The organism is Paenibacillus chitinolyticus NBRC 15660 (genome assembly GCF_000739915.1).
Classification (GTDB): Bacteria; Bacillota; Bacilli; order Paenibacillales; family NBRC-103111; genus Paenibacillus_F; species Paenibacillus_F chitinolyticus.
Window position 1 is genome coordinate 12,043 of the sequence record NZ_BBJT01000025.1, and the last position, 22,641, is coordinate 34,683.

Here is a 22,641-nt window from a genome sequence, read left to right on the forward strand (position 1 = left end):
TGAAATTCCGGGGCGTCCCCTGAAATTTGAACGTTCTGTGTCCGCTTTTAGTTTACACGGCAGGTAAGGCAAGGTAAAATTCAGACATCGAATGGCTACCATTCCAAAATTTTATGGCTGGGGATGAACGACCGTGGATGTAAGAAATCTCGCCTCCGTTCTGGAGGTCGCCAAACAGCAGAATTTTACGAAGGCCGCCGAAATTTTACATATGACTCAACCGACCTTAAGCAAGCTGGTCAAAAGCATGGAGGACGAGCTCGGCGTCACCCTGTTCGACCGCAGCGGCAAAACCGTCAAGCTCACCGACTCGGGCGCCGCCGCCATCCAGCGGATGCAGGTCATCCTCCAGTCCGTGAACGACCTCTACACCACGCTGGACGACGTGTCCCAGCTCAAAACGGGCACCATCCGCATCGGACTGCCCCCGGTGATCAGCACCGTTTTCTTTCCGCGCGTGATCGCGCCGTTTCAGCGGAAATATCCCGCGATTCAGTTCGTCATGATCGAGGAGGGCGCGAAAACCGTGGAGCAGCGCGTCCTGGACGGATCCATCGACATGGGCGTCGTCATCTCGCCGGACGAGGATTCCAGCCTGGGGCGGCTGCCGTTCATCCGCCAGCACGTCTCCCTCGTGCTGCATCGCACGCATCCGCTGGCCGAACGGGAAACGGTCTCTCTCGCCGATTTGAGCCGGGAGCCGTTTCTGCTGTTCGCCAAGGGCTTCGCCGTGCGGCATCACGTCCTGGACGCCTGCCACAGCGCGGGTTTTCACCCGGCCATCGCCCACGAAAGCTCGCAGTGGGATCTGCTGGTGGAGATGGTCGCCGGGGGACTCGGAGTTTCTTTTATCCCGGAACCGATCACTTCCAAAATAGCGAACCCGGATGTCCGGGTTATCCCCAAAACCTCGCCGGGCATTCCGTGGAACCTGTATGTGCTGTGGAACAAGGAACGGTATGCCTCCTACGCCATGCGGGAGCTTCTGGAATTTATCGGGGAAAAAGCAGAGGGAGCGGAGGTTTGAGCCCTGAGGAAAATTCCGCGTTCACCAATTGCGAAACGAAAGCATGAAAAAAGACATAAAAAAAAAGGATACCTGCCGGTGCGGGTATCTTTTTCATTTTGTCGCATAACGGAGCTTTTATTATATTCATTCCGGTGATGTTGATGGAGACAATTCAACCTACATAACGCCGATCTTCATCCCTTGTCCGGCAAAAAGTTTCTCGACGGCCTCCTGCAAGCGTTCCTTCTGGATCGGTTTGACCACGAAATCGCTGGCCCCGCTGCGGATGGCTTCCATGACAACCTGCTGCTGCCCCATGGCGGAGCACATAATGATTTTAGCGTCCGGATTGGCGGATTTGATGTGCTTAACGGCTTCCAGTCCGTCCATTTCAGGCATCGTAATATCCATCGTCACAAGGTCAGGCTTCAATCGGCCGTAAAGATCGACCGCTTCCTTCCCGTTTTGGGCTTCGCCGATCACGGTGTGTCCCATCTGCTCCAAAAACATACGGACCAGCGTTCTCATAAATGCGGCGTCGTCCACAATCAGTACGTTCAAAGCGCCCCCTCCTTCTGTCTGTTCCAATGTATCAAAACAAACTGAACAAAAACTAAACATGTCCGGAAGGGGAGCATTTACTCATCTCAAAAGACACAAAAAAGCCGGTTTCTCGTATTATTCAACCAAGTGTCTGTTCTCGTATACCGTAACTTCGCAGACCGGTTCAAATCCCGCCCGTTTGTAGATCCCGATTCCGTCGGGCGAAGCCTGCAGAACGCAAAGCCGGGGCTTTCCTTTCTTGGCTTCGCCGACAAGGAACCGAAACATGGCGGAGCCGAAGCCTTGTCCCCGGAAATCCGAGCGAGTTGCGATATCGTAGATGCCGACGCTGTCATCCGTGAACATAAGCGTACCGGTGCTGACCGGCCGACCTCGGTACGAGCCGATATACAGCTTCATAAGTGAAGATCCCCACAACGGCAAACGGGATATTTTCCGGTAAAAAGCCCTCACGGCAGCCCCTTCCTCCGACTCTCCGAACAACGAAACCAGCACGTCTCCGAATTGCTCCGCTTCCGCAGGGGATGCAATCTCTTTCATCTGAAAGTCCGCCGGGCATTCGGTTCCGGGATGGAGGGCATCCAAGTCCGCATACATCGCGATGTTCGTTTCCGCTTCTTTTAAACCCGCCTGTCTTAACGTCTCGAAGGTGACGCTGTCTTTGCTTTCCCAGGACCATAACGCCATCGGGTATTTTTTGTCCGTAAAATAATGAACTGTCTCTTCGAGGATAGCTTCGTTCTCCGCTGCCAGGCGGGGTTGTAGTAAAACCGCCACGTTAAACGTATCCGAAGGGAGGCCGCTATCCGCTCTTATGTATTCGGGTGTTTGTTTGAGAGTACAACCTTCTGCCCGACTTGCCAGATGGGAAACCTTCGCGATAAAGTTATCCCGGATCAAACGGGCCGTTTGGCCCTGTCCTTGCCCTGTGTTCATGCCGATGTCCTCCTTGCTTCCGGGCTGCAGCCGCAGCCGGTTTGTGAGCGTGATGTTTATTGAATGAAGTTTTCGTGATTTTCTCCGTTACTGCAACACAATTCTTTCCTTGAATCGTCAAAAAAGGCCCCCGGCGATGGAAGTACAAGCCGGTGACCTATACAAGTTAAGCATTTCTTCCAAGTAAGCAGATTGCTGTTACCTGGTTAACTGCGCTTATTAATTGCATATAAATAACCAAGCAACGAAAGACAAGATATAAAATACAACCATATATGTAGGTCCGCCAACGTCTGCCTATTCAGTTCAAAAAAACTAAGGTAATTAACTTGCATGGAATCACTCAGTGATAGCGAATATTGAGTCAACTGTGCGAGAAGGATGCTCAAAACCATCAAAGAAAAGCAAAGGTTACGTAAGCGGTTCTCCTCGTTCACAAAGATAATAACTAATAAAAATACTATACAAATACCCGTTATAAACAATAACAAATTCAGAGCCCCCTTAATTAAAATCAAGAATAGGTTTAACCTATTCTTGATTTTAATTTATTTTAAACAGTTATTCAATTAACTGGAATAATAGGAAAACGACATATTGCTTGTTTTAGTTCCGTTTGCAGGTGCATATGGAGATTGCCCATTATATACATCATAAGTCCAAGTAACGTATAATTCTTTCTGCTTGTTTGTATCATAGTGTCCAACTGTAAAAGTTACGTCAAAAGTCTGTCCAGTATTTTTCAAGTACATGCCAGAGGAGTATTTTGTGCCAGCAGCCCTTGTTACATTACTTCCGCTATTGTCAAACACTTTAAGGGTTTTTGCTGTATAAGGGGTTTCAAATTGATAGTTAATTTCATAAGAAGTCAGGGGTACATATTTCGATTTAAGAGAATATCCAATTTTAAATTGCGTTTTTATACCACCGGCGACTTGATAACTGCCATCCCATTGAATTTGTCTAATTGCATCGCCCGGATCTGTCCATGAATCAACTCTCGTGTCAGTAAAGTATCCCACTTGAAAATTAGAGCTGTTTGAATCTAACCCTGAATAATCATATGACCATGTTCTCTGAGAAAGTACATACATTTTTGTGGTAAATGTTCCTCCACTGGTATCTAGAGAAGTTGGGCCCTCAATATAATGACGTATAACCATCTCTTCATATATGTTTCCACCACCTACAGAATAAGAAATGTTGTACGGTCTGTCGCTTTTTCCACTTACAACACCTTGTGGTTCAAAACTAGGAATCTCAGTTCCTTGTAGTATTTTAGCATACCAGAATTGATTCGCATGATCGATAATGTCAAGAGAGTCCTGTTGGGAGAAAAGTAAATCAGCGCTAAACAAATTATTTAAGCCAGTAGTTTCAATTATCGTAAGATTTCTTGTTCCTTTCTCAAGCAGATAGAGTTTAAGAACAGCTTCCCCGCCTTTAAATTTGTTTTTGTTTAATGTAAGTGAAGAATTTGAAGCCCTATCAATTCCAAAATAAATGACTTCAAAATTATTTAATGAATCTTTGAGATCACCAACTAATAAATCAGCATTGGAGTTTTCAGATTTTTTAATAGTCCCCTGCAAATCAAACAATTTTCCGTTTACTAAATTACCAGACAACAAAAGTTTAGAAGTAGTAATTTCAACATTTTTAAATACAGCTTTTGAATTTGCATCCAATTGACTAAGTTTTGCTCCTTTTGAGTCTAGGTTGTAAACAGTAGACGCTTCTAACTCTATTGAATTGGTTGCTGATACCGGCAAAGAATTTGAAAATAAAGCTAGAGTAACTAAAAAAACGAGTAGAAGTTTAGTAGTTTTCATTAAACACACTCCTTATTGGAATTTATTTACACATATATACTACCACATTTTTACATTAAAAAGTTACAAAAATGTAAAATCATGTTTTTTATTGAGTGCCCTAGAAGAACAATCCTTTCCAACAACTGCTACGGGAAGACAAAGCCAGCTTACTTCGCCTAGCGCATCTCTCCCTTTCCTCGCCTGCCGAAATTTTATGCAGTTAACCAAAGTTAATTCTCAATACCTATCGTTTTTGCTAGACTGAACCCTGCTAACTCTTTGAGTCGGGCATAAGGGCTCCCCTTCTTGACCGGCTGCAACCGTACTTTCAAAGGAGTGATGACATCTTCATGTCTAACAGGCTGCGCAAAATATGGGGGACGACTGTCCTGATAGGAGGGATACTGGCCGGATGGTGCCAAACGGCGAATGCGGCCGTCATGATGGAACCTCTTCCCGCTTCGGCCGACTTGCCCTCAGACCTGGCGGGAGTTTCGGCAAGCGGTGTGCTGAACGGCAGCAGCCTCCTTGTAACCGGCGGTCAATATAACCGGAACAATTCGTTCGCCAAAAACTCGTACACTTTCTCGCCTTCGACCCAAACCTGGTCCACTTATGCGCCTGCGCTGAACTTGGCCTACCACACCCAGTCGGAGATGAAGGACGGAAGAGTCATCGTCACGGGCGGCGACGCCTTTCTCAACGGCACCGGGTTCGTGTACAACAATTTGACGCGGATTTATAACCCGTATACAAACGCCTGGACCCAAGCATCCAATTTGCCCAAAAATATGCTGGGGAACTCGCAGAGCACGCTGCCGGACGGCAGAATCGTCAGTGTCGGCGGAGCGGATTCTATCTTTTCTCCGAGCACCAGCGCACTGTACAACAATACGTACATCTACGATCCCGCCGCCAACACCTGGACGGAAAAAGCACCGCTTCCGATCGGCATTTACGGAGCAGCGCAAAGTACGCTGCCGGACGGCCGTATCCTGTTAACGGGGGGCCAGAGCGGATACGTTTATTCCTTTTCCGCTTATATTTACGACCCGGCCACTGATATTTGGACCAAAGCGGCCAATCTGCCTTATCAATATAGCGACCTTTTCTACCGTCATGCCCAGGTGACGCTTCCTAACGGCAAAGTGCTGGTAATGGGCAATTACAATTTCTATTTGTACGATCCCGTCAGCAACACTTGGATCTATGACACTCCTTCCGTTAAAGGAATGCAAAACGCCAAAATGACGGTTATCGGCAGCAATGTATACGTTATAGGCGGGTACGACAGGAACTACGAACTTAACACGACCGTTTACAAGCTGTCGTTTGATTTTACGGCGCCTACGGCTCCCGTTATCACAACGTCCTCGGCGGACTGGTCTCCTGCGGATGTCACCGCGACCCTGACGGCCGGAACGGATGCGGATTCGGGCGTCAAACAGACGGAATACAGCTTATCCGGCGCGACTGTTCTTGGGTGGACGCCTTATGCCAGCGGCGATGTGATCACCGTCTCGAATTCGGGAGAGACCACGATCAGCGCCCGAACAATCGACAAATCGGGCAACGCGAGCAGCGTGACGACCGCCGTGGTGAAGGTAGATAAAACGGCGCCGACCTCCCCTGTCATAAAAGGAGCGAACTCCGCTTGGACCAACCAAAACGCGTCGATCACGCTCACACCCGGTACGGACAATGGCGGATCGGGCGTGCAACGGTCGGAATACAAGCTCACCGGCGGCACCACGCAGGACTGGACGCCTTATACGGGAACTTTTCCGATCAGCACGGAAGGAATTACAACGGTACATGCGCGGACAATCGACAACGTGGGCAACGTGAGCGCCGAAAGCACGGCCGTGGTCTCCATCGACAAAGCTTCGCCGACCATTCCTTCCGTTCAGCCTGCCGTAAACGGCTGGAGCAAGGACAACGTCGCTGTAACGATCATCCCCGGCACCGATGCCCGTTCGGGCGTAAACCGGACCGAATACAGCTTGTCCGGTTCGACGACGCTCGGCTGGACGGTTTACACGGGCCCCGTCACGGTAAGCGCCGAAGGTCAGACGACCGTCAGCGCGCGCAGCGTGGACGAGGCCGGCAACACAAGTCCCCCAGTGCAGACGGTTATCAAAATCGATAAAACAAGCCCTTCCGTTCCCGCCGTCACTCCGGGAACAACCGGCTGGACAGCGGCAGCGAGTGTGCCGGTAACGGTTCAACCCGGAACCGACTCCGGGGGCTCGGGCGTCAAGTCAACGGAATATAGCTTGTCCGGAGCCATGACCAAGGACTGGACCCCCTACACCGCGCCCTTCTCCATTACGGTGCCGGGTCAGACTACAGTCTCGGCCCGAACGACGGATCAGGCGGGAAATGTCAGCGGAACAGGGGCGGCCGCCGTCTCCATCGACCGCACTCCTCCGGGCGCTCCGGTAATCGTACCCGCTGCCGCAGGCTGGACCTCCGCTCCGGAAGTTTCCGTAGAGATAACGCCCGGCGCGGATACCGGAGGCGCCGGCGTGAACCGCACGGAGTATAGCTTATCCGGCGCGGAGACGCTCGGCTGGACGGTATATACAGGGCGGCTGACCGTTAAAGCCGAAGGACAGACCACTGTCGAGGCCAGAACGGTCGATAATGCGGGCAACGTTGGGGCGGTGTCTTCCTCCACGGTCAAGATCGTCCGGACTCCTCCGGGCGCTCCCGCCATTACAACTCCGGCCGACAAGTCGCTGCTGAGAAGCCTTCCCGCCGTTACGGGAACGGCGGAGCCTTCCTCCTCCGTCGTCGTTACCATCGACGGGAAAGCCCATCCCGCCGTAAAAGCGGACAGCGGGGGCAGGTTTTCCTTCAGCCTGCCTGCTCAGTTGGCGGACGGCACGCATACCGTAACGGCGGTCGCAGCCGATGCGGCAGGCAATACGAGCCCGTCCAGCGTCGCGGTAAGCTTTACTCTGGATACGACGGCCCCTGCCGAACCTGTAATTTTGTCCCCTGCCGAAGGGTCTCTGAGTAAAGACACCAAACCGGTCGTTTCCGGAACGGCTGAAGCCCATTCGTTCGTTTATCTTTACGTGGACGGGGCGCTGAAGACAATCGCGCAGGCGGACGGAGGCGGACTCTGGAGCTATGCGATTCCCGCCGCACTGCAGGACGGCAAGCACAACATTCGGGCGTACGCATCCGACAAAGCCGGCAATAACAGCCCTTCGACGAAGGCGGTAATCTGGATGATCGACACGACGCCGCCTCCGGCCCCTGTCGTGCTGACCCCCGCCAGCGGAACAAGCACAAACCGAAACCAGCCGGTTATCAGCGGCATAAGCGAACCCCGCGCCCTCGTCCGGATTGAACTGGACGGCAGTGCGGCAGGTCCGGTGACGGCCGAAGCGAGCGGGAAATGGTCCTTCATCCCAGCCGCTCCCCTCGCCGACGGGGTTCATTCCCTCCGGGCAAGGGCCGAGGATACGGCAGGCAACATCAGCCCGGATTCCGACTTGGTGCCGTTCACCGTGGATACACGGGCGCCTGACGCTCCCGTCATCCTGAAACCGCTGGCGGACGCGCTTTTGAACACGGGTTCGCCCAGGATCGAAGGGCACGCCGAAGCGAACGCGGTCGTCCGCATAGTGCTGGACGGCGGAAGCGTTCAAACCGTTACCGCAGGTCCTGACGGCAGCTGGGTGTATATTCCGGCTTCCGCGCTTGCGGACGGACTGCACGCCGTGAAAGCGGCGGCGGCCGATGCCGCAGGCAACATCGGCGGCTATTCGGCCGAGACCGCCTTCCGCATCGACACTACGGCGCCTGCCGCGCCGAGAATCACGGAGCCTGCGCCGGGAACTGTCACGAATATTAACCGGCCTCTCATCAAAGGAACGGCCGAAGCGAGCGTGACCGTGAACGTATATGTAGACGGCGCCCCCGCCGGAATTACGACAGCCGGTTCGGGCGGCATTTGGAGCTTCACCCCCGGGGCGACTTTATCCACAGGGAATCATCGGCTCACGGCTCTTGCGGTTGACGCCGCAGGCAACGAAAGTCCTTTATCTCAGGAAACCGCATTTACCGTTGTTTCGACCAATGCCGCGCTTCATTCGCTGAGCCTCAGCGGAGCCGCCTTGAACGAAACGGTCACCGGCTCCACTTACCGTTACACGGCTCAAGTGCCGTATTCGGTAACGGTCACTTCCATCCAAGCGACAGCGGAAGATGCGCAGGCGTCCGTACGCATACTGCAAAACGGGCAGCCGGTGACCAATCCGGTTGTGCTGGAGGTCGGCGACCAGACATTTACCGTTGAGATCACGGCACAGGACGGGATGACGGTAACCCCTTATACCGTAACCGTAACAAGGGCCGCTTCCAGCGAAGTCACCCTTAGTGAATTAACGGTTACGCCGGGGGAGCTCACACCCCGTTTTGACGGCGCCGCGACGGTATATTCATCCACGGTTACGAACGATGTTTATGCCGTGACCGTCGGAGCCAAAGCTTCCAGCTCCGTGGCAACCTTGGCGATCAACGGCACTGTTTTCAGCGGAAATGCTGGAATTCTGCCGCTCAGTCTCCATGTCGGCTCCAATCCGGTCACCATCACGGTAACCGCTCAGGATGGCGTAACGACGCAGAGCTACCATTTGGAAGTAAGCCGGGCTCCGAGCAGCAACGTCACGCTTAGCGGGCTGACGCTCTCCGAGGGCAGTCTCGATCCCGCTTTCGAAAGCGGGATGGTCCATTACCGGGCGGTTGTCGGTCCTGACACGGCAAGCCTTACCGTAACGGGTTCCGTCTACGAGCCGAATGCAACCCTCGTCGTCGACGGCCGGCCGGTTGTCAGCGGACAGCCTTCTGTGCCGCTTGCGCTCCAGCCGGGCTTGAATCCGATCACGGTTGTCGTGACGGCACAGGACGGGATCACGACTCAGTCCTACGTAGTGGACGTGACCCGTCAGCTTAGCTCGAATGCCGGTTTGACCGGACTTGAACTGTCGGCGGGCCGGCTGAGTCCCGCTTTCGACGGAGACACATCGAATTACGCATTGACCGTTGATTACGAAAACGACCGGACGACCGTAACGGCTTCCGTTTACGATCCCGATGCGTTAATAACGGTCAACGGGGTTCCGCTCCTGAGCGGAAAACCTTCGGCACCGCTCGCGCTGCGTGTCGGAGCCAACCCAATCCGGGTCACCGTAACGGCGCCGGACAGGCAGACGGTAAGAACGTATACCGTCCTGGTCACCCGTCAGCCCCGGCAAGATTCTGGCGGGGATTCGCCAGGCACTTCGCCCGGAGGAACTGCTCCGACGGAAGAGCCTAAGACGCCCGTAGATCCGGGTCAGCCGCAGCATCCGGGAGAACCCGGCGGCACCGGCAAGCCGGGCGAGCCAGGGGTACCCGGCAAGCCGGACGTTCCCGGCGGACCGGGCTGTCCTTCTCCGGCCTCTTCCCCGCATCCAGTGTTCTTCACGGATATGAAGGGCCACTGGGCGGAGCAGGAAGTCACACACGCAGCGGACTGCGGTATTGTCAGCGGCTTCGAAAACGGCGCGTTCCGGCCGCAGGAACAGGTCACGCGCGCCCAGTTCACCGTGATGCTGGTGCGGGCATACGCGGAGGCCATCCGGCAGGAACAGCCGGCTCCTTCCGCGGGATTTGCAGACAGCGCCGGCATCCCGGCCTGGGCCGCCGAAGCCGTCGCGCTCGCGCAGGGCGCAGGCATCGCCACCGGCTACGAGGACGGCACGTTCCGGCCGAGTGCGCCGATCACCCGCGCCGAGATGCTCACCCTCGCGGCCAAGGCCGCCAAGCTGCAGCCGGTTCCGGCTGGCGCGCTGCGTGAGCTGTACGCGGACGCGGACGAGATCCCCGGCTGGGCCGCAGGCTACATCGCCGCCGCCCAGCAGAAAGGGCTCGTGCAGGGCCGCGGTCCCGGCACGTTCGCTCCGCTGGGCTACACGACCCGGGCGGAAGCGGTCACGCTGCTTCTGCGGATGCTGGAGGCGAAGTGAGCGGCTGCCCCGACACATGCGCGTGCAAGGCGTGGCGCCTTATGAGGCGGCCGCCCGCGAGGGCGCTGCGAACACGCCGGGTTGCGCAGGGGCGCCGCATGACGGCAGCCAACCGCAACTGTGCATACGCTGGCGGCGGTCGTGCGAGCGGCAGGTGTGCGGAGCGATAGAAGTATGCTCCGCTGCCGACCCGCAGTTAGCGAAGCCGAACCCATCAGGCTTCACCTATCCAAAACCAAAAAGGCTGTCCTTTAGTCACTTTCGTGACTTTGGGACAGCTTCTTCTTTTTCATACGTATAGTTCCTAGGACCTATCAAATGTCTGACAAACCCTCAATTTTTCCCAATCTTCTGCCGATAAATATGGAATACATACTACAACTCCCCGGGAGAGACAATTCATGAATAAAAACGCAGTTCTGGGCTCCACCGTCATCATCGGCCTGCTCATCCTCATCGGCGTACTGGGCTACCTGCTTTTCCAGAAAGCTCAAGGCATAAAAGCCGGAGAGAAACCGTCAGCCTCCAATCCGCCCTTGGAGACTCAGTCTTCCGCCGCAGCCAATGGCGCTAAACAAGAAGATCAAGCCAGCCTTGTGGTTGCGTTCGAGCAAGCCCTGTATGCGGCCGAACGGACCGCCAGCGATGCCAAAAAAGAAGCCGATCGGGAAATCGGCCAGATGCATCAAAATATCATGCCGGATTCCAAGGTCATTTTGAATGCCTATAATCAATTTTCGAAAGTGGCGGAAAAAGTCAGAAAAATTCCCGTTCCGGCAGGTCTGGACCCGGATATAACCACCGAACTTGAAAAATCCAGGGAAAAATACGCCCAGGCTTACGACCATAAAGCCCAAGGCATGAATGCGCTGATGGACTATATCAACACGACCAAAGCCGGATCTGCCGTAACCTACGGGGATCACATTAAGCAAGCGGACGCCCTGCTGCTTGAATCCGTCGGTACGGTCATCGCCATGCAGCAAAAACTCGGAGTCGACTTTTCCAAAAAAGAGACGCCCGCTCAGAAGACCCAAACGGCCGCGCAGGAACCTGCGTCGAGTCCGTCGGCGGGCTCCTCCGAAGCATCCGCAAGCAAAGACGGTTCCGCGTCAGAAAAGCCGGCATCGCCAGCGACAGACAAGTCGACATCGTCACCCGCAGCCGTCGCTAAGCCCGCACCGTCACCATCGGCAGTGCCGAAACCGTCGCCAGTTCCAAGTTCCGCAGCTCCGGCCGCGCAGGCCCAAGAGCCTCTTTCCATAGCCGGCATGAAAAAAGGCTATTTCGGCGGCATCGAATTCGGACTTGGCACGGACTTCAAAGCCGTCGAGGCCAAGTGGGGCAAAGTCAAACAGGACCAGCATCGGGAAGGCGGCGCAGGCTACCTGTACAAGCCTTGCAATTGTTCTTTTTTTGTCGGGAAGCAAAATAAAATTTCAGCCATCGAGCTCAATACGCCCATGACCCTGCAAAAAGTCATCGACCGGCTGGGCAAACCTTGGCAGGAAGGCTGGGACCCGATGGAGGACTCTTATATGCTGGTTTACCAGTTTAGCGGGAACAAGGAGCTTTACGTCGAGACCCAAGTCACAACTAACAACCCGGACGCTCCCCCGCCTCCGCGCAGCGCCAAAACCGCACGCATTACCCTGATTCAGAAATAAAAGAATCCGCACAAAAAGAAAGAGCTTCGGAGTTTCAGTTTATCTGAGACTCTGGAGCTCTTTTTTGGTTAAGCGGCTCAGTACTGGAGGAATTTCTCGATAAGACAGGCCTCTGCTAGTGACATCCGCTCTTCGTAGCCTGCATTTCGCGTACCCGTATGGGGTGCGACTCCGTTTTTTAACCAATAAATGGCCCAAAACGACTTACTACAAAATAATATAGAGGTTAACTCTTCTATCCCGAATATAAAATATCTTATAAGGAAGGGCCCGGAGTTTCAATTTTTCTGAGATTGCGGAGCTCCTTTTTTAATAAGGGTCGGGCACATTAGATTAAGAAAATCCGGCACCCTATTTTACTTGCCTGTACTTGTTTTTGTCACTTTCTCTACTTTCCAAGCATCTTCATTTTTTACTAGCTCAATCGTGTACGAAATACCCGTACTCATCCTTTTGGTCGAATTCACGGTAACTTTATCGGAGGTTGTTTTACTAAGGCGAATGCCAAGTGCCAGATCGTTTCTCCCATAGATAAAATCTTCGGGGAGTTGCTGAACCGACGCATTGTACCTTTGAGCCACACGCTCGAATAATTTTTTCCTCTCCGTTTCGCTTATTGCTTCTAAGGTTTCTTTGCTATAGCTCACACCGGTAAATTGGTTGTTATAGTCGGCGTCTTGCTCGATTGTGGCTGCGGTTGATAAAAATAATATTTCGCCGACATCCACAGGGTCTTTGCCGCTAGAACATCCTATCAGATTGAGAACCGTTAACGAAAAACACATGAAGATTAGAAGTATTCTTTTCATTATTTCCCTCTTTTATGATATGGGATGATATAGGTATTACGTCCGGCCATAACCGTTTGTTGCGTGAACATTGGTCGCATTCCCCATTGAATTTTCTATAAAACGGAAACGCAGATGAGGTGTGACTCTACCTTCTAGTTCAACGTGGATCAGGAGTTTCTGCCATAAAAAGGGCCCCACCCGTACGATTTCGTGTAAACTAATAGTGGAGTGTGAAAGCGGAAGAGAAAGACAAAGGAGTTGTTACCTGTACAGATGACGAATAGCAAAAACTTGACTGCCATGACATTCAATTTACGCGTAAATGTGCTCTCCGACGGCAGCAACGCATGGCCTCATCGTAAACATCTCGCAGCTGATTCCATCCTCGGGTCGGGAGCTCATCTGATCGGAACACAGGAAGGCACAGCCGGTATGCTGGCAGACTTGGACGCCCAATTGCCCGCTTACAGCCGAATCGGAAACGGCCGTCTCGGCGAAGCGGAAGCCAAGCTGCATCAAGATGAATACTGCGCGATTTATTACAACCGTGAAGCGCTAACGCTAATCAAACAGGGCCAATTCTGGCTCTCTGAGACGCCCGAAGAACAGGGAAGTCTCGGCTGGGACAGCAGCTACCCGCGTATCTGCACGTGGGGCTGCTTTGAGAGCAAGGAGCATCCGGGCTCCCGGTTTTATGCGTTTAACACGCATTTCGATCATTTGGGGCAAAAGGCGCGGGAAGAAAGCGCCAAGCTCCTTCTGGAGCGTATCCGGGCATGCCGTGAAGAAGAGAACGCCCCGGTGCTGCTTATGGGCGATCTCAACGCCGAACCGGACAATCCCGCTATCGGGCTGCTGCGTGAGCAGCTGCAGGATGCCTACATGCTTCTGGACGAACCGGTCGGCCGGACCTTCCACGATTTTAAGGGCGGTACCGATGGCGAGCCTATCGATTATATTTTCGCCACGCAGGATATAGAGATGATCCGGACCACTGTGGATCGCGAACAGCTCGACGGGGCTTATCCTTCCGACCACTATCCGGTTGAGCTCACTTGGGGGTTTAAGGGCTAGGCCATTGCGGCTGGAAGGTTGGTGTCTTGGCGCTCGGGTGGAGGGAACACTATGGACATAATCGTTAAAAAGCAGCCAATCCGGCAATCGGACAGGCTGCTTTTTTGTGTTTATTGTGTTCATTTTTAGCTTTAGCATTTTTTCCTCTGTTGAACGACTTGGCTGTATGTCTGGCAGCCACATCAGCTAGGCGGACTACCTACGCGCCAAGCTGCTGCATCAGCCCGCCTATGAGCTCAGCAGCATCGCCAGGCGTACCAGCAGCACGGCCGCTTCGGCCCGTGTTGCCTCCTCGTTCGGAGCGAAGCGGTTCCCGCTCCGGCCGTCGATCAGGCCGCGTTCTGCAGACGTCTGCACGTAAGGCCGGGCCCACGCCGGGATATCGGCCTCATCCGCGAAAGCAGCGGCTTTTCCGCCTCCGACCGCAGAGCCGTTCACGGCTTTGGCCAGCATCACGGCCAGCTCCGCACGCGTGACGGCCGCTCCCGGACGGAACGTTCCGTCGTCGTAGCCGCTCACGATGCCGTTGGCGGCTGCATCCGCTGCCGCCCGGACAGCCCAGGCGGGGATGGCGCCTGCATCGGCGAAGGGAAGCGGCGCAGCGTTTGCCGCTACCGTTCCCGCTGTTTCCGCCCCGCTCCCGGCTGACGTTTTTGACGCCGCATCCGTGGACGTCTTACCCGCCGTATCCGCGTTCTTCAACAGCCGCTCCAGCATAACGATCCATTCGGCCCGGTTGATTGTCGCGTCCGGATGAAACGCTCCGTCCTCGTAGCCGTCAACCAGTCCGAGAGCAACGGCCCGGCCGATATCCGCTTCCGACCAGTGTCCGGAAATATCGGCAAATCGGCTCCCGCCGCCCGTTCCAGGTTCCGCGCCCGGCTCAGGCTTTGTACCCGGAACCGGCGTTGTTCCCGTGCCGGTACCGGGCCCGGAATCCGGCTTCGTTCCGGGACCTGTTCCGCCCCCTGCCGCCTTCCGTGTAACCGTCAGTTTGTACTCCCGGATGGAACCGTCTTCTGCCTGAACGGCAATTTTAAACACATTGACGCCCTCGTTCAGCGCAGCGGCATATTCCCCGGTGGACGTGTTAACGGTCCCGTCGTTCACCCCGGCTCTCGCAACGGAATCCATCGTTTTGAACCGGATAACGCCACGGTCCGCATCCGTCTCGGCCGCATAGTCGCTCACTCCCGGCTGAAAGCTCGGTGTCAGCACAGCTTCCTTTTCCCCCGCCATAAAACGCAGCTCCTGCAGCCTGCTCTCCGCCGATAGCGACGGTGAAGATCCCGACGAGCCTCCCGAGGAAGGCACCGGGAGAGTCCGGACCGTTCCGGCCAGCTCGGTGGCGCCGTTCCCCGCCTCATCTTTGGCCTTCACGGAAAATGAGTACAGCATATCGCCCGTCAAACCTGCCGCCCTATAGCTGTACGTGTCCGCGCTGACCGACGTCAGCAGCGCACCGTTTCTATACACCTCATAGCCCGTAACGGCTCTGTTGTCCGCCGCTTCCGGCCAGCCTACATTCACGCTGCCCGACGTGACGTCTGAGAAGACTAGCGCCGCGCCCGCAGGCCAGACGGGCGCTTCCGTATCCGGCGACGCTCCTTTCGCCAGCGTAACCGTCAGGACCGCCCAGGCTCCCTTCGCCGATTCGTTCCCGGCCGCATCCGTGGCCGTGATCACGTAAGCGTAGCTTCCCGGGGCAAGGTCACCGATGTCCGCCGCAGGGACGGATCCGTCCGCTGCACTGCTGCCCAGCGCTATCGGCGTCCCCAGTTCGCCTGCGCTCACGATGCCGTCCTTGTCCGTGTCCGTCCACGGATACGCTTTTACCACCGCTCCCGCTTCGCCTACAGCCCCGGCCGCCCCATACAGCCGATCCGGCGTGCCTGTGTAATTGTCCGTGCTGCCGAACTTGGAAATGTCCACGACAGGCGGTGTCGTATCCGGCACCGCGTCGTCCTCCCGGATCGTCACGACCGCTTCGTTCGGCGCCCCGATTAGGTATCCGTTCGCCGGGTCGCTCAGCTTGACCGTAAAGGTCTTGTCCCCTTCGTAGATTTGATTGTCCATGACCGTGATCGGATAGACCCGGCTTGCTTCGCCGTTCTGCAGCACAACAACTTCGTCGACGGGCACGTAATCTTTTCCCGCCACCGCCGTTCCATCCGTAGTCCGGATTCGGACAGCGGTCTGGCCCGCCATGGAACCTGTCCGTTTTATCGTCACGCTGGCGGTTCCGCCGTTTTCCGCCGATTCGGACGTGTCCGAATCGAAAGAAAAGGCCCCTGGCGCTTTGCTGTTTATAACGTATACCGATGTATTAGAAGAAGAAGCTCCCGCCAGAACAATATCCGACCGGCCGTCTCCGTTAAACTCCCCGGTCTCCAAATAAATCGCAGGGCGAGGATAAGGATAAGTTATAGGAGGTTGAAACGTCCCGTCTCCGTTGCCCATCAGAATAGCAAAATCCTGGGTTTGCGTTTGGCTGAGAATGTCTGTATGTCCATCGCCGTCAAAATCCCCAAGCGCAACATCAAGCGGAAGATTCCCCGAAGGATACAGCACCGATGGCCCGAAACCACCGCCTGCCGTACCAAGCAGCACCGCAACCCCATTGTCCCCGTTGGCGGCAAAAACCAGATCTTTCAGGCCGTCCCCGTTCAAATCGGCTGCTTTCATTCTGTTGGGAGATTTGCCTGCCGCATAATCAGCCCGGCTAAATTGAGTGCCGGTGCCGTCATTTTTCAATATACTGACCGTGTTGCTTCCCGAATTCGCGACGGCCAGGTCCGTTTTTCCATCGCCATCCATATCCCATGCCGCAAGACTTCTCGGGTACGCGCCGACAGGGATGGAGGCCCCTAGCACAAAATTCCCGCTCCCGCCGATGTTAAACAGAATCGAAACCGAGCCGGATACATTATTGACTACGGCCAAATCCGGAAAGCCGTCGCCGTTCAAATCCGCTGCCGCAATCCCGGTGGCTTCCGGGCCGACGCCCGCAACGCTCCCCCCTGTCAGGAACGTCCCGTCTCCATTGCCTTTCAGGATACTTACCGTGTTGTCCATAAAATTGGCAACCGCCAAATCCGGATGATGATCCCCATCCAAATCCGCAATAACAACCGCCCTCGGATTGCTTCCTACCGCAAAACTTGCCGGCGCTCCAAACGTTCCGTCCCCCCTGCCGAGAAGCACAGCCACCTGATTTTTTTGAAAATTCAGCGACACCAGATCATCCAGCCCGTCCCCGTTTACATCTCCGGTCGTCACGTCGTAAGCCCAGCCGCCCACTTCGTAAGCGACCGCATTTTCAAAAACCGGATTGGCCCCGTTCGCCTTCACCGGCCCTACCGGCACAGCGACCAGCGACGCGCCCAGTACAAGCGCCAGCCATTTTGTGACCGGACTGCTTTTTACAGATCGAACCAACTCTCTCACGCTCCCTCGCAACTACTAACTAATTATATCGGTTTTTGGGGATAAAAAAATCACCCTTGCGGGTGAAGTCGGTTGACCGCACACAATTATGAAAACAGCTTCAACAAGTAAATCAACAAATACAATAAGATAGACTGGCTTTAAAACAAGGACCGCCTACATTGTCGTCAGTACCATGTGATTCTCATCCTTTAAACCGGGTTATTTTACGGGTTATAATTTTCATTTTCGTTTAAGTTATTCGAATCATTTATTCACATTATTCAATTTTACAAAATATTCCCGAAATTTTACAATAGGATCAAGCGGTTGGTGGAGAGATACCACAGAAGGGGGATTTATGATGACAAACATAGTAATCACTCGCGGCAATCCAGCGGTTTCTCACTGTGCCTTTACGTTCGATGACGGTCCGATGCGGATTCCTATTGACGCATGGCTGGATGCCTTGGAGCAGGGAGATGCGCGCGGGACGTTTTTCTTAACGGGTGAGTGGTTCGATCGGTATCCGGCAAAAGCAAGAGAAATGCTGGCCAGGGGCCATGAGCTCACAACGCATACCTACCATCACCGCAGGATGGCGGATGTGACCAAATCCGTATTCTTCGAAGAGCTGAAACTGGCTGAGCTCGCTTATCAAGAAGCGACGGGTAGGCCGGTTCCGGCCTTCATGCGTTTTCCGTACGCCTCTTATCGGGAGGAGAATTTGGAATGGCTCCGGGAGTGGAACTATCTGGTCGTCGAGGGGGAGGATACCGTCGACTGGTCGGGACCGCCAAGCGCAGAGCTTGTGGAGCGAGTGATACCTAAGCTGGTCAATGGGTCGATTTTTATGTTTCACGCCAATGAAATCGCCAAAGAGACGCCGCAGGCCGTTAAATCGCTTGTATATCATGCTCACGCCAAAGGCCTTGCCGTGGTTCCCGTATCCGAACTGCTTCATGCGGACGGCATCCGGGCAGGCGAACGCATTTGGCAAGTCCGTTTCAAACCCACTTTTCAAGGTTCTTTCCATAGTGAGCAGTGGAAGCGCGTAGCTGGGGAAGATGAATTGCGGAACCTGGCCGCCGATTCACTTGAATGGGGGAACCCGAAAGCCCCGACAGGGTCCGGCGCGTATAGCAAATGGCTGCAAATGCTTTCAAAGGCATTCCAGTCGGATGGCCAAACGCGTTTTGTCGCCCGCAGCTTTGCCGGCCAGCACTGGGCATACGTGCATGCTTCGGTCCGAGGCGGCACGCTGGCGCTGGAGGACTTCGCTACGAAGGAAGCCCATGCGGATGCCTTGGTATCTATCCTGCAATGGGCCGCTCACGAGGCATCAGCCTTGGGTTGCGAGTGGATTACCAGCACACAGGACATGCGCCGTATTCACAAGATGTGCGAACAACTGGGCTTCGAAGCGGAGATTGTTTTGCAAGAAGGATAACGGTTAAATAGAAGACATCTATCCAGTACAGCACAACAACACAAACAACTACTACGATTTGATTCAGGTTCGACTAAGAATCTCGTAAACGCCTATGCTCGCAGAGTACTCCGCTTGATTCCATTCTTTTTATGCCCAAAACAAACGAAAACCCGCGTCACATAAGGCAACGCGGGTTCTTTAGGTTTCCTGATAAAGTTTCTACTACCCTACCACCCTATCGGGTAGACTTTTATTGGTTAATCCGCACTGCAGACACACCCAAGGCGTGCTGACATCCAGCCCGGTTTGATTGTCTCCTAACGGCTTGCAGGCCGCTCACTTTATACGGGCTCCTTAACACTGTGCAAAGAAGCTACCAAAGCTTGAAGCTCTTTTTCCAGCACCTCCATGATCGTCTCCTTCTCTTCACGGTAAGGCAGTGTGACGGAAATTTGCCATACGCTGCCTTGATGCTGTGACGTAAAGTGGAGTACGGGCGATTGCTGAGCTTGGGATTCGCCGCCGGCCGCTTCCGCTTCTTCAAATAAGTAGGCCGCATCCTCCGACTCGCCCAAATGGTTGTATACGATCGCTATGCTGTCTAATCCTTTTCGCAGCAAATGCCGGGACTTCGGATAGTTTGAGGCGGTCTGTTCATTATAAACGAGATTCAAAAAGTTGATATTGCGCGCTGCGGCCGTTTGGATCTTTTCCCGAACGGATTCGGAGTCGGCCTCCGTGCCGGTCAGCAGCAGCGGGATCTGATCGATACACTCGCCGACGGTTTTGAAAAACGCATTATTTTCGTAATGTCTGCCGTAATGCGTCATCCACACGGGAACCGCGGCCAATTGCAAATAACTGCGGAAAAAACGTCCGGCAAGCTGCAGTGACCACACTCCCCAGTTAACCGACGCAAGTTCCTCGAATTCCGACATATCCCAGCGTAACTCAGCCTTGGTGTAACCTTGGCCAAGCGGGGCCCGGATTGACTCGTTCACCAATTCCAACCCGGCGTCAAAATCTTCAAGTTGAAAAAGCTGTACCAATTCATCGTCCCCGATATGCTGCGGGCCCTTCCTCACTTGCGCTACATAAGCCGGGTAACCGTCCGCCGGCATGCCGGCTGTACCGGTTTCCGCACCCGGCGTTCTGAGCTGAGGCCAAGCTGTAAGATCCTCCTCCGAGCGGCTATCCAAACGGCGATAAGCTTCGAGCAACTCGCTTTCGAGAATTGACCCGCTTGTCTCATCATAGATCAAATGCGAGCAGGGAAGCAGCAGCCAATGCTCCCGCCAATTCAGACGGACAAGCGCCATGCGGTATAGCAGACGGTCGCTTAACCTGTAGGGCTCGGTAAACAGCTTGGGCAGCAGACGGCCGAGTAGTTCCCGTTGATCCGCCTTGCTGCAATCGGATAGGTCTACGGCAGGCAGCGTCAACTGTGCCGGGACCGCGCGCTGTTCCCACATCCAGTCCTGTTCGCCGCGCACCAGCACACTCCGCAGCAGGCTATGGCGAGCAAGCAGGCTGCGGACAGCTTCGGATAACCGATCGGCTTCGAGACCAAGCACATCAAGCCTTATCACAGTGCCCGAGCATTGCGGCCGCTCCAGGTGGTACTCCTGAGCCGGAGCAAGCGCATACCGGCATTCCACAGCTCCCGCATTGATGTCGGACTGCAAAGCTTCATGGAGAACCTGTATCCGCGAAAGCTCCTTTTTAACACGCCGTTTTATTTCGGCCGGGGACTTTTCGGAGATAGCAAGCGGCACGAGCTGCTCTATTGCGGCGTCCCTCCCCTCCGCAAACGAATCGTCTGCAGACTCGCCTGTCGTCAGATAGTGCGGGTGCAGATTCGGAGCAAGCTCGGCACGAATAAAAGCGAGCAGCTCACTCACCTTTACTCCATGGCACGGCTCCATATTCAGCGTCACGCGAAGACCGTCTTCGCTTTCCTCCGTCACAAACCGGGAGCGAAGGCCAAATGCCTGCTTCAATCGCCGTTCGCTTTCCTGAACCGTTTCGGCAGGCTGAAGGTTTACTTCGGCCGGCTGCTCCAGCAGTGCCGACAGCTTGCGAATCGTCTGCCCTTGGAAAATATGATGAATACCTATCGGTATTCCTGCCGCTTGCGCTTGAGCGATCAATTGGATGGCGGTTAACGAATGACCTCCCCGTTCAAAGAAATTATCGTCTATCCCGATCTTTTCAGCGCCCAGCAGCTTTTGCCAGATCTCCGTCAGCGTTCGCTGCAGTTTCGTATGCGGAGCCGCGTAGGCCGCGTCCGGGTTCTCCTCCCGATTTGGCGCAGGCAGCGCCTTGCGGTCGACTTTTCCATTCGGGGTGAGCGGTAGACGGTCCAATTGCACCCAAGCCGACGGAATCATATAATCCGGCAGCTCTTCGGCGAGTTCTTTCCGGAGCGCACCCGGGAAGATGACCCCGTTGGCGACGATATAGGCACAAAGCTGTTTTTGCCCGTGGATGCTTTCCTTCCCCGCAACAACAGCTTCCAGAATGGAACTCTGTTTCATGAGGCGCGCCTCCACTTCGCCAAGTTCGATCCGGTGTCCTCTAATTTTCACCTGGTCATCCAAACGCCCTATAAAATCCACATCTCCGTCCGGCAGCCAGCGGGCCGAATCTCCCGTACGGTACAGCCTTTCTCCGGGAACAAAAGGATTGGGCACAAACTTTTCGCCCGTCAGGTCAGGGAGGTTCCAATATCCGCGCGCGACGCCCGCTCCACCGATACAAAGCTCGCCCAGCACCCCGACGGGAACCGGACGAAGCTGCGAATCCAAAATATAAAACCGCGCGTTCAACAGCGGTCGTCCGATAGGAACATGCCCTGCGTCCGGCAGCCGCTTCAGCGGCTGGTCATAGTAGCTGGAATCGATAGCCGCCTCGGTCACGCCATACGCATTGATGATGCGGATTTGCGCGCCGAACCGTTCCTGCAGCGCACGATAATCCGCAACATTGCAGCTGTCCGAGCTGGTGATCAGCAGCTTCATAGCGCCTAGGTCCAGCCCCCTGTCCGCCACATATTGCATAAACGGCACGATTAGCGCAGGCGTCGATTCGAACACGTTCACCTCGTAAGCTTGAATCCAGTGATGCAAGCGATTTGGGTCCAGCCGGTCATCTTTGGGGCAAATGACCATCATGCCGCCATTATACAGCGCCCTCGCGAGATCACCGACAAAAACGTCGAACGAAAAGCTGGCCAACTGTAAAAGCCGCACCGGAAATTGGTCAAGCCGGTACTCCCGGCGGTAGCCTTCCGCCGTATTCATCAAGCTTTGGTGCTCGATCATCACACCCTTCGGACGTCCTGTCGTTCCCGATGTATAGATCAGGTAAGCAAGATCACCGGGCCGATTGATAACGGCAACGTCCGAACCATGGTCGTCGTAAATCGCTTCATCATCCAATGCGAGCACCGCGGTTCCGGCTTCGTTACCAGCCAAAATTACTTCCAGCCGCGGTTCAAGCGCCGCTTCCGTCAGCAGGACGGATGCTCCGCTATCCTCCAGCATAAAACGGATACGTTCCGGCGGATAATCGGGGTCAAGCGGCACATACGCGCCCCCGGCCTTCCAGACCGCCAGCACGGCGACAAGCAGCAGCGGCGATCGCCCCGCCAAAATACCGACAAGTGTCTCTCGGCCTACACCGCATGCCTGCAGTTTACGGGCAAGCCGGTTGGACCGTTCGTCCAGCTCGCGGTAACTTAGCCGTTCATCCCGGTAAACAACGGCTGTCTGCTCGGGAATACGTGCCGCCTGCGCGGTAAACGCCTCATGGAAAACTCCCGCCATTCCCCGTCCTGCCTCAAGCCCTGCGTTAGCAAAATGATCCAACAGCCCGCTGCGTTCCTCCGGCGTCAGCATGCTTAG

11 protein-coding genes are annotated in these 22,641 nt (G+C 54.8%); 5 read left to right on the forward strand and 6 right to left on the reverse strand.

Annotated features, from left to right (window positions below; all coding sequences use genetic code 11):
• Window positions 1–133: 133 nt before the first annotated feature.
• Window positions 134–1,027: a LysR family transcriptional regulator gene (locus PCH01S_RS28795; RefSeq protein WP_042235864.1), complete on the forward strand. Its 894-nt coding sequence runs from the start codon at window positions 134–136 to the stop codon at window positions 1,025–1,027.
• A 159-nt stretch (window positions 1,028–1,186) separates the two neighbouring features.
• Here PCH01S_RS28795 and PCH01S_RS28800 read toward each other — a convergent pair whose 3' ends face one another.
• The 3 genes from PCH01S_RS28800 to PCH01S_RS28815 all read right to left on the reverse strand — a co-directional run bounded on the left by PCH01S_RS28800 (window position 1,187) and on the right by PCH01S_RS28815 (window position 4,341).
• Window positions 1,187–1,570, reverse strand: a complete 384-nt coding sequence (locus PCH01S_RS28800) for a response regulator (RefSeq protein WP_084706698.1) — start codon at window positions 1,568–1,570, stop codon at window positions 1,187–1,189.
• A gap of 117 nt (window positions 1,571–1,687) precedes the next feature.
• Window positions 1,688–2,509 (reverse strand): GNAT family N-acetyltransferase, encoded by an 822-nt coding sequence (locus PCH01S_RS28805; protein WP_042235866.1) that lies wholly within the window; start codon window positions 2,507–2,509, stop codon window positions 1,688–1,690.
• A 569-nt stretch (window positions 2,510–3,078) separates the two neighbouring features.
• The gene (locus tag PCH01S_RS28815) at window positions 3,079–4,341 is read right to left on the reverse strand and encodes a hypothetical protein (protein ID WP_042235872.1); all 1,263 of its coding nucleotides are present in this window, start codon (window positions 4,339–4,341) and stop codon (window positions 3,079–3,081) included.
• Between the two features lie 332 nt (window positions 4,342–4,673).
• Here PCH01S_RS28815 and PCH01S_RS28820 point away from each other — a divergent pair, with 332 nt between their 5' ends.
• Window positions 4,674–10,346, forward strand: coding sequence for an OmpL47-type beta-barrel domain-containing protein (locus tag PCH01S_RS28820; protein WP_042235875.1), 5,673 nt, complete (start codon window positions 4,674–4,676; stop codon window positions 10,344–10,346).
• A gap of 401 nt (window positions 10,347–10,747) precedes the next feature.
• Complete coding sequence (locus tag PCH01S_RS28825; protein WP_042235877.1) at window positions 10,748–12,013, forward strand: OadG family protein; 1,266 nt, start codon at window positions 10,748–10,750, stop codon at window positions 12,011–12,013.
• Between the two features lie 356 nt (window positions 12,014–12,369).
• On the opposite strand, the gene PCH01S_RS28830 is transcribed toward PCH01S_RS28825, so the two are convergent.
• The gene (locus PCH01S_RS28830) at window positions 12,370–12,822 is read right to left on the reverse strand and encodes a hypothetical protein (protein ID WP_042235881.1); all 453 of its coding nucleotides are present in this window, start codon (window positions 12,820–12,822) and stop codon (window positions 12,370–12,372) included.
• A 255-nt stretch (window positions 12,823–13,077) separates the two neighbouring features.
• On the opposite strand from PCH01S_RS28830, the gene PCH01S_RS28835 reads away from it, so the two are divergent.
• Window positions 13,078–13,878, forward strand: a complete 801-nt coding sequence (locus PCH01S_RS28835) for an endonuclease/exonuclease/phosphatase family protein (RefSeq protein WP_042235884.1) — start codon at window positions 13,078–13,080, stop codon at window positions 13,876–13,878.
• Between the two features lie 228 nt (window positions 13,879–14,106).
• Here the strand turns inward: PCH01S_RS28835 and PCH01S_RS28840 are convergent, their stop codons facing one another.
• Window positions 14,107–17,316 carry an FG-GAP-like repeat-containing protein gene (locus PCH01S_RS28840; RefSeq protein WP_042235887.1) on the reverse strand — a complete coding sequence of 1,070 codons (3,210 nt, stop codon included), beginning with the start codon at window positions 17,314–17,316 and terminating at the stop codon, window positions 14,107–14,109.
• Window positions 17,317–17,668: 352 nt separating this feature from the next.
• Between PCH01S_RS28840 and PCH01S_RS28845 the strand changes: the two genes are divergently transcribed.
• Window positions 17,669–18,754, forward strand: a complete 1,086-nt coding sequence (locus PCH01S_RS28845) for a polysaccharide deacetylase family protein (protein WP_042235888.1) — start codon at window positions 17,669–17,671, stop codon at window positions 18,752–18,754.
• A 323-nt stretch (window positions 18,755–19,077) separates the two neighbouring features.
• On the opposite strand, the gene PCH01S_RS29440 is transcribed toward PCH01S_RS28845, so the two are convergent.
• Window positions 19,078–22,641 (reverse strand): non-ribosomal peptide synthetase (locus PCH01S_RS29440; RefSeq protein ID WP_156972875.1); only part of this gene is annotated, 3,564 nt, incomplete at its 5' end.

Coding starts and splice junctions, on each gene's coding strand:
- PCH01S_RS28805 (WP_042235866.1), bottom strand. CDS start 2,509: ATGAACACAGGGCAAGGACAGGGCCAAACGGCCCGTTTGATCCGGGAT.
- PCH01S_RS28815 (WP_042235872.1), bottom strand. CDS start 4,341: ATGAAAACTACTAAACTTCTACTCGTTTTTTTAGTTACTCTAGCTTTA.
- PCH01S_RS28820 (WP_042235875.1), top strand. CDS start 4,674: ATGTCTAACAGGCTGCGCAAAATATGGGGGACGACTGTCCTGATAGGA.
- PCH01S_RS28825 (WP_042235877.1), top strand. CDS start 10,748: ATGAATAAAAACGCAGTTCTGGGCTCCACCGTCATCATCGGCCTGCTC.
- PCH01S_RS28830 (WP_042235881.1), bottom strand. CDS start 12,822: ATGAAAAGAATACTTCTAATCTTCATGTGTTTTTCGTTAACGGTTCTC.
- PCH01S_RS28835 (WP_042235884.1), top strand. CDS start 13,078: ATGACGAATAGCAAAAACTTGACTGCCATGACATTCAATTTACGCGTA.
- PCH01S_RS28845 (WP_042235888.1), top strand. CDS start 17,669: ATGACAAACATAGTAATCACTCGCGGCAATCCAGCGGTTTCTCACTGT.